Origin of the sequence: Embleya sp. NPDC059213, from assembly GCF_042754445.1 — a bacterium.
In the GTDB taxonomy this organism is placed as follows: domain Bacteria; phylum Actinomycetota; class Actinomycetes; order Streptomycetales; family Streptomycetaceae; genus Embleya.
Genome location: NZ_JBHZAV010000004.1, coordinates 1 through 7,542 on the forward strand (window position 1 = coordinate 1; position 7,542 = coordinate 7,542).

Annotated in this window: 5 protein-coding genes; 2 read left to right on the top strand and 3 right to left on the bottom strand. The window is 71.7% G+C overall.

Going from position 1 to position 7,542, the window contains the following annotated elements:
- Positions 1 to 1,601 precede the first annotated feature (1,601 nt).
- On the top strand, positions 1,602 to 3,290 hold the full coding sequence (locus tag ACFXMF_RS02550; RefSeq protein WP_380018076.1) for an AAA family ATPase: 1,689 nt from the start codon (positions 1,602 to 1,604) through the stop codon (positions 3,288 to 3,290).
- Positions 3,291 to 3,357: 67 nt separating this feature from the next.
- On the opposite strand, the gene ACFXMF_RS02555 is transcribed toward ACFXMF_RS02550, so the two are convergent.
- The 3 genes from ACFXMF_RS02555 to ACFXMF_RS02565 all read right to left on the bottom strand — a co-directional run bounded on the left by ACFXMF_RS02555 (position 3,358) and on the right by ACFXMF_RS02565 (position 5,611).
- Complete coding sequence (locus ACFXMF_RS02555) at positions 3,358 to 3,951, bottom strand: SUKH-4 family immunity protein (protein WP_360317661.1); 594 nt, start codon at positions 3,949 to 3,951, stop codon at positions 3,358 to 3,360.
- 202 nt (positions 3,952 to 4,153) lie between these two features.
- Complete coding sequence (locus tag ACFXMF_RS02560; RefSeq protein ID WP_379992581.1) at positions 4,154 to 4,966, bottom strand: MOSC domain-containing protein; 813 nt, start codon at positions 4,964 to 4,966, stop codon at positions 4,154 to 4,156.
- A gap of 108 nt (positions 4,967 to 5,074) precedes the next feature.
- Positions 5,075 to 5,611, bottom strand: a complete 537-nt coding sequence (locus tag ACFXMF_RS02565; protein WP_360317657.1) for a DUF6643 family protein — start codon at positions 5,609 to 5,611, stop codon at positions 5,075 to 5,077.
- A gap of 922 nt (positions 5,612 to 6,533) precedes the next feature.
- Between ACFXMF_RS02565 and ACFXMF_RS02570 the strand changes: the two genes are divergently transcribed.
- Positions 6,534 to 7,460: an ADP-ribosylglycohydrolase family protein gene (locus tag ACFXMF_RS02570; RefSeq protein WP_379992580.1), complete on the top strand. Its 927-nt coding sequence runs from the start codon at positions 6,534 to 6,536 to the stop codon at positions 7,458 to 7,460.
- Positions 7,461 to 7,542 lie beyond the last annotated feature (82 nt).

The window sequence follows — 7,542 nt, forward strand, 5'->3', positions numbered from 1 at the left end:
GCGCGCGTCGATCACGAGGTTTCGACCGGGTCGTGGGCGCTGACGCGCCGGGCCGCAGCCGTACTCGGGGGCTCGGGGAAGGCCCCATGCGTTGCCGCAGCCGGTTGATCGTGGTGGACCAGGGCCACGATGGTGGCTTGGGGGCCTGACCGGGTCGCTCCGGTGCCTGTAGAACCGCAGCGTTCGAGCGGGGGGCAACGGGTGGAGCGGGTGGGGGCGCAACCCGAGCCACCCGCAGGGGAACCGCAGCCGGATCGGGGTTCGCCTGTGCCCGTCTGGGCCGGCCGGCACCTTGCTTGCCGGGACGTGTGGTCACTCGTCCTTGGCTGTGGCTCGGATGGCCCGTCTGTGCCGCGTTTGCTGTGGCGTCGGCGACGGCTGCGAGAGTGTCGCCATGGTCGTGGGCTTGGTGGGTGCGGCGCGAGTCCGGATCCGGCGGGGCCGGTGGTCGGCAGAATCGGTCGGGGTGTTTGTGCGCGAACGCATTCGGATTGGGTGTGGTGAACGGGAGCGCGAAGAATGGGCGCTGTCGGTGGAGTGGATGGCGCGGCGGTAGGAGTGGTGCCGGCAGTGTGGGTGGTGCAAGTGGTGTGGGTGAAGCGAATGGTGCAGGTTGCACTGGCGGTGCCGGTGGAGCGGACGGTGTGGGCGTGAACGGTGACGAATCGAACGGTGCTGCGGAGAACGAGTCCGCCCCCGCGGTTGGGGAGGACGGCTCGACCTGGGCGTCCGACAAGCCTGATCCGGTAGCGCTCTTGCGCGACCAACTCGCAAGGTTGGCGCGCGGCGAGGCCCCGACGGTCGTCGGCGGTGTCGCACATATCGACGCTCCTCACTCCGACGGCGCCGAGCGTGCCCGCAGGCGTACCGCCGTGGCTGCCGACACCGCCGAGGCTGCCGCGCTTGCGGCCGAAGCCGCGCGCGTGGAGGCCGGCGAGGAGCCCTCGCTCACCGATCCGTCCGCCCTTCGAGAGGAGGGCGGCTCTTCCGCCCCGCGATCGGTGCACGATGTCGAACTGCCGCCGAGCCCGGACAACGAGACCACGGCTCCGGGTACTTCGGTCGACGCGAGCTCGGCATCGCCGGCAACCGGCGCGGCGGATTCGGCGGCGGCATCGAGGCCGGACCCCGAGAGCACTGTTTCGGTTGCTTCGGAGGCTGCGAGTCCGATGCCGGTAGGCGGTGCGGATGGGGTGTTTGGTTCGCAGGCGACTTCGGAGGGTGGGGTTGCTGCTCCTGCTGATCGGGACTCTCCGGATCCGACGGTGGCTGCGGCCCCGATCGCCGACCACGAGTCGGTCCTGCCGCGGGGCTCGGATGCCGAGAGCGGGGCTGCGGACGACCCGTCCGGTGCCGGTGTGTTGTCGACGCGGGATGTCGGGCGGGATGCTCGCGACGGGGAGCGGCGTCAGGTGCGGGCGGAGGTCGGCCCGGGTGGGGATGGCGGTGTCGGCGGGCCGAGTTCGCCGCGACCCGGTGGTCGGGCGGGTGGTGGGGGTTGGGTGGGGCCCGGTATGGGGGGTTTGCCTGCTGTGCCTGCGGCGGCGCCGGTGGACCGGGATCGGCGGCCGTTTGCCGCCGTGGCTGCGGATGTTGCTCGGGTGTTGGCCGCTGCCGGGGCCCCGGAGCGGATGGCGCCGCAAGTGGCCGCCGCGTTGGGGGACGAGGCTGCGGAGTTGCTGGCGGCGGACCCCTGGGCGGTACTCGCGGTACCCGCGATCGCGCCCGGGCAAGCCGACCTGCTCGCGCGTGGAGCACTCGGCGCCGGCTGGGTCGCCGATGATCCTCGACGGGTGCGCGCGATCGTTTTGTGGTTGTTGCGACGGGCCGCCCGTCAGGGGGATACCGCGATCGAGGCCGATGCGGCGCGGGCCGCGCTCGCGCACTTCGAGGTGGGTGATCCGGACACGGCGCTGCGGGCCATACTCGCCGAGGGCCGGGTGATGGCCTTTGCCGCTGCGCCGCGTGGATCCGGGGGATCCGGTGCGAGTATCGATGATGTCGGTGAGAGTGGGGAGATCGACGGCGACTTGGAGGAGGACTTCGAGGAACCCGATGAATTGGGCGTCGTCGGCGGGGTTTTGCTTGCGCTCGACGACTATGCCCTTGCCGAGGAGGCCATCGCCGAAGCCGTTGTCCGGCTGTTGTCGACGGTTGAGCCGTGGCCGGAGATCGGCGACGGCAAGCTCGGTCGGGCGCTGAGCGACAACGGGGTTCTGCTGTATGCGGCAGGTCCCGGCGAGGAACCCCCGGCCGCGGTTCTGACCGTCGCCGCGCAGGCCCGGGAGGCGGGCCTGCGCGTGGTCGTGGTCGCGCCGACCCTCGACGGCCGGGATCGGCTCGGTGCGGGTGCGGTCGGGCTGCGGGAACTTGCCGCGATGGAGCGTGGCCCGGACGGCACGCTCGAACTCGACCTCCTCGTGGTCACCGACGCGACCCTGCTCGACGTCACCGCCGCCGCCGCGATCTTCGAGGCGGTACCGGACGGTGCCAGGCTCCTCCTCGCCGGTGACCCAGCCGGCCTCGAATCCACCGGGCCGGGAAGGGTGTTCACTGATCTCGCGGCCACCGGTACGATCCGTGCCCTGGTCGCCCCGACCGTTCCCGAAGGTCCGCTGGAGGCACTTGCCGACGGGATCCGTGACGGTCGGCTGCCCCCGATCCAGGACCCGGACCGCCGCGCCGTACTGATTCCGGCCCGCACCGGGGAGGAGGCCGCCCATCGATGTGCCCAACTGGTCGCCGACTCGATTCCGCGGGCGATCGGGATTGCGGCCCGGGATGTGCTCGTGGTCGCGCCCCTCGCCACCGGACCTGCCGGGGCGACCGCGCTGAACGCGGTGCTCAAGGCGAGGCTCAATCCGAGCCCCGAGGACCGGAGTTCCGCTGTGTCGATCGACGTCGGCGACTGCGTCGTTCGGGCCGCGAGCGACCCCGGTGGTGGGGTGGTTCGAGGAATCGTGGGCGACGTTCTCCCGGACGGCCGGGTGGTGGTGGCCTTCGGCGCGGCCGCTCCCGAGCCGGTCCAGCGGGCCGAACTGCGCCACGGTTGGGCTTTGACGGCTCGTCAGTCCCTGGGCGTTCGCCGTCCGGGTGCGGTGGTGGTACTTCCCTCCGAAGGTGCCGACGCCTACACCCGAGCTCTCATGTACACGCTCGTCACCCGAGGCGAACGCCACGTCTCGATCGTGCACGCGGCGGGGCCGGCCCTCGCCTCGGCGGTGGCCGCCGACCCGACGCGGCACCGAACCACCCATCTCCGACAGGCGATGGGCGAAGCGATGAGCTGAACGGGATTCCCTTGAGCGGCGTTCGGGGGGCGGTTCAGGGCGCGTCGGAGTGGTGGCTTTGGAGAAGTCAGGCCGAAAGGTGGTCGAACACGCTGTCCCAGAAGGGGGAGTTGTCCACCTCGGGTTCGATCGCGGCCATGTGCACGCGTAGTTCGGCGATGGCGGCGTGGCGGATGCGGTCGTCGTCGGTTTCCAGGGCATCGCGTCGTTCGACGACCAGGCCCAGGAGCAGGGCCAGGGTCGGCAGCGAGGAGGTGGCGATGCCTTTGTCGCCGTCTCCGTGGTCCCAGCCGGAAGGGTCGTAGTGGTTGATCTCGCCGATGTCGGTGTCGACCATGAGTTGTTGGTCGAAGTGCATGCCTATCGTGAAGCAGAAGTTCTCGGGCGGCGAGTCGTCGTCGGGGTAGCGACGTCCGTACAGTTCGTCGGCGTCGAACAGATATGGCTCGTCGGCGTCCCGTAGGTGGGTGGAGTCGAACTCGACGAGGTCGATCGCGACGGCGGGAAAGCCGGTGGTGGTGAGGAAGTTGCGAGTTTCGCGGTCGGTCAGTTCCGCGGGAAGGTCGGCCTCGTCGGGCCGCCAGAGCGAGCCGCTGCCGAAGCGGGCCTCCAGCCATGCGGCGTCCGGGACCCGAGGCGTTGCGTTGGTTGTCGTCGTCATCGGTGTCTTGACCCCCTGTGCTCCGATCTCGCCGTACAGTCAATCGCACGGGCGCGGTGGGGGCGGCGGGTGGGGCGGCGGGCGCGGGTGCCGAGGTGCCGATGCCGTACACGTGGGCGTCGGGGCCGAGTTCCTCGACCACCGTCCCTGCGCCGACGCGTGCGGCCCCGGTCGGCCGGTCGGGTGCCGATCCGTCGGGTGGTCAGGCGGATTCGAGGACCTCGAAGGGGTCGCCCACCCGGAGGGTCCCCGCTTTGGTGGCGGGCAGTTCGGGGATCAGGTTTTGGCCGAAGATCAGCTTCTTGCCGAACCGGCGGTGTTTGCCGAGGGATCTGAGCGGCTCGGGGCCGCGTTCGCCGGTCCGTTGGTCGGTCGTGGTGATCACGCAGCGCGAACACGGCTTGACGACGCGGAAGATGACCTCGCCGATACGGACTCGGCGCCAGTGGTCCTCGGCCCAGCCCTCGGGCCCGTCGATGACGACGTTGGGGCGGAACCGGTTCATCGGCAGCGGAGAATCCATCACGGCGTTCAACGCTTCGAGTGAGCCCGTGGTCGTCAGCAACAGCGGAAACCCGTCCGCGAAACTCACCCGATCGGACGCGTCCGCATACTCTTGATCGGGCATTCGTCGGGTCGGGTCGTCGAGATGCACCAGTCGTGCGTCGATCCCCAGCAACCTGCCGAACCACGTGTGCGCGTCGTCGGAGCCCAGGGCGGCCTTGACCTCGTCGTTCCAGACGGTCACCGGGACGAGGTGCGCGTCGGCGGTCGGCTCGACCCACAGTTCGTCCATCGAGGGCGCGTGTAGGGCCAGTCGCCCGCCCGACTCTCGACGTACCGTCACGGTGGCCAGCAGCGGGTTCTTGCGCTGGCTGAGGAACCGACCGGATTCGTCCACGAGCATCCAACGCCGGTCGCCGGCAAGGCCCCACGGTTCGACCACGGCCTCGGAGAGGTCGATACCGCGTGCGGATTTGATCGGATACACGTGCATGGAGGCGAGGTGGTGCATGCCTTCACTGTTTCACGCCGGCCCGGGGAAGCCGACGGGGGATCGGTGCGGCGCCGGCCGGCTCGGGACGGTGCCGCACGGGGTGCGGGTGGTACGGGTGGCGCGCGATCAGTAGCGGGGCGGGAACTGGCCCGGCTCGCCCATGTTCGGCACGCGCGGCGTCGGCACCTGCGGCGGCTGTACGTACTGCGCGGCGTACTGCCCGGCACCGGGCTGCGGCGCCTGGTGTACGGCCTGCTGGGGTGCCTGCGGCGCGGCCGGGGCCATCGACGCGTACCCGGACATGTGCGCGTTGTTGTACTGACCGGCGCCGTACTGCGGGGAGCCACCGCCGTATTGCGCCGGAACCGGCAGCGCGGCGGGCAGCGCCGGCATCGGGGCGGGCGCGTTGTAGCCGTAGCCCGGGGCGGACGAGCCGTACGTGGACCCGTACGCCGGGGCGGGCGACGAGTACGACGACGGCAGGGCCGGCAGGGCCGGGAGCGCCGGGCGTTCGCCGAAGAGCGGGTGCATGGCGAAGTCCGGTACGGGGAGGTTGAAGGGGCCGATCTCCGGCCGACCGCGTTCGGCCACGAGCCGGTCGTAGATCGGGGTCTCCGAATACGGCGAGTAGATGCCGCCGTCATAGGCGCGAGCCGAGGTCATGGCCGATAAGGTACGCGATTCGCGGCGTCAGCGAACCCCCTGGGTCGTGACGAATTTCAGCGGGTTGCGTCTGAACTTCGTCAAGGCTTGCCAATAGCCCGGACCAGGGCAGTTCCATAGCCTGCGCAGGGCATGTGATAGGGCATCACATTTGGGTCCAATCCGTCGTCTCGGGCGTCTGGTCTTTCGCCGATCGGCCGGAGCATGATGCGGTACGAGCGGGCTTGGGCACCCGGAGTCGCCGTCGGGCAGGTGATCGGCGTCGGCAGGGGGCTCGTCCCGTGCGGGTGCGTGGGACCGGGTGGGAGCGGTGGTGAGCGCCGGGGCGGGCGGCGGTTTCGGGGCGGAGTCGGTCGGCGAAGGAGCGGTGACGCGCGTGGCGGAGACGGCTCGGGATGGTCGGGAATCGGACAACGTGGGTTCGGGGCGCGGAAGGTGGGTCGATCGCGGGCAGGGCGGCGGCGGTGGCGATCGAGGTTTGCGGTGGAGCGGTCGTTCGGTGCGGAGTGGTTCGGGCGACGACGGGGTGAGCCGCGACCCGGTGGCGGGTGACGGGCGACTCGCTCCGGGCGAGGGGTCCCGAGGCGAGCGCGCGGCGGACGACCGGGGCCGGGACGGTCTGGAGCGGGACCTGCTGGGCAGGGCCCATCCGGAACGAGGTCGCCTCGGCCGGGATCGGCCGGATCAAGGGCGTCTCGACGAAGGGCGTCCCGACGCGGATCGCCCGGGGCGAGACGAGCGCGGGCGGGACTGCTTCGACCGGCGGCGTCCGCAGCGGGAGCGCCTGTCGGCGGAGGGCTCGACACGGAACGGCCCGAGCCGGAACGGTCCGAGGTGTGACGATCCGGCTGACGCCGTCGATCGGCTCGTCGACGAGGGGCTGCCGCCGGCCGGTTCCATCGACCCGCCGCCATCCGGCGCGGTGTTGCTGGATCGCATGCACGGGGGCTGGATCGGACGTTGTCTCGGTGCCTACGAGGCGGCCCGCATTCCGGACGGGTCGGGGGTGCCGGATGCCGCCCGGGCGGAGGATCGCAGCGACGCGATGGACCGGTCGGTGTTGAGCCTGCGGGTGTTGGAGCTGTACGGACCGGGCTTCACCAGTGCGCAGGTCGGGGCGTTGTGGCTGCTGACCCTGCCGTTCCTGCGTCAGCGTGCGGCCGAACAGGCCGCGTACGAGGCGCTGTTGGGCGGGGCGTTGCCGCCGGCGACGGCGTCCCGGGCGAGCGCGCACGGCGGGACCGACGAGGCGATGGCGCGGGCGGACCTGTACGGGTACGCGGCTCCGGGGGATCCCAGGCGGGCCGCGCGGTTGGCCCGCAAGGACGCGGCGGTGTCCCACGTGGGGGAGGGGTTGTACGCGGCGATGTGGAGCGCGGCGCTCGCGGCGGCGGCGTTCACGGCGCGGGACGCGGCCCAGGCGGTCGGGGTCTCGTTACGGCATGTGCCGGTCGAGTCGCGGTTGTCGCGGGCGATTCAGGGTGTCCTGGTGGCCCACACCCGCGGCCGGACCTGGGAGCAGGCGGCTGCCGAGGTGCATCAGCGGTACGGGACCGGCTCCCGGCGGGACGCGCTGGGCAACGCCTGCCTGGTCGCGGCGGGGCTGTTGTGGGGTGACGGCGATCCGGGTCGGGGCATCGGCCTGACCGTGCGCGCCGGCTGGGACATCCACACCACCGCGCCGCTGGCGGGCTCGATCGCCGGGATCCTGCACGGCGCGGAGGCGGCCTGGCCGTCGCCGCCCGCGATCCGGGTCGGCACCGGCCTCCCGGGCCAAGACCACTGCACCCTGGCGCAGTTGGCCCAACGCACCCTCGCGGTGACGTACCCGGACGCGCCCCTGCGCTGAGGTCGAGCCGGGGCGGTCCCGGCAGCGCGAAACCGCAACCACCACGACGTCGCCGACCGACGTGGGGCGGCTTGGTCCCCCC

Excerpts from the sequence above, each read along its gene's own strand:
- ACFXMF_RS02565 (WP_360317657.1), bottom strand. The coding sequence starts at position 5,611 with ATGACCTCGGCTCGCGCCTATGACGGCGGCATCTACTCGCCGTATTCG.
- ACFXMF_RS02555 (WP_360317661.1), bottom strand. The coding sequence starts at position 3,951 with ATGACGACGACAACCAACGCAACGCCTCGGGTCCCGGACGCCGCATGG.
- ACFXMF_RS02560 (WP_379992581.1), bottom strand. The coding sequence starts at position 4,966 with ATGCACCACCTCGCCTCCATGCACGTGTATCCGATCAAATCCGCACGC.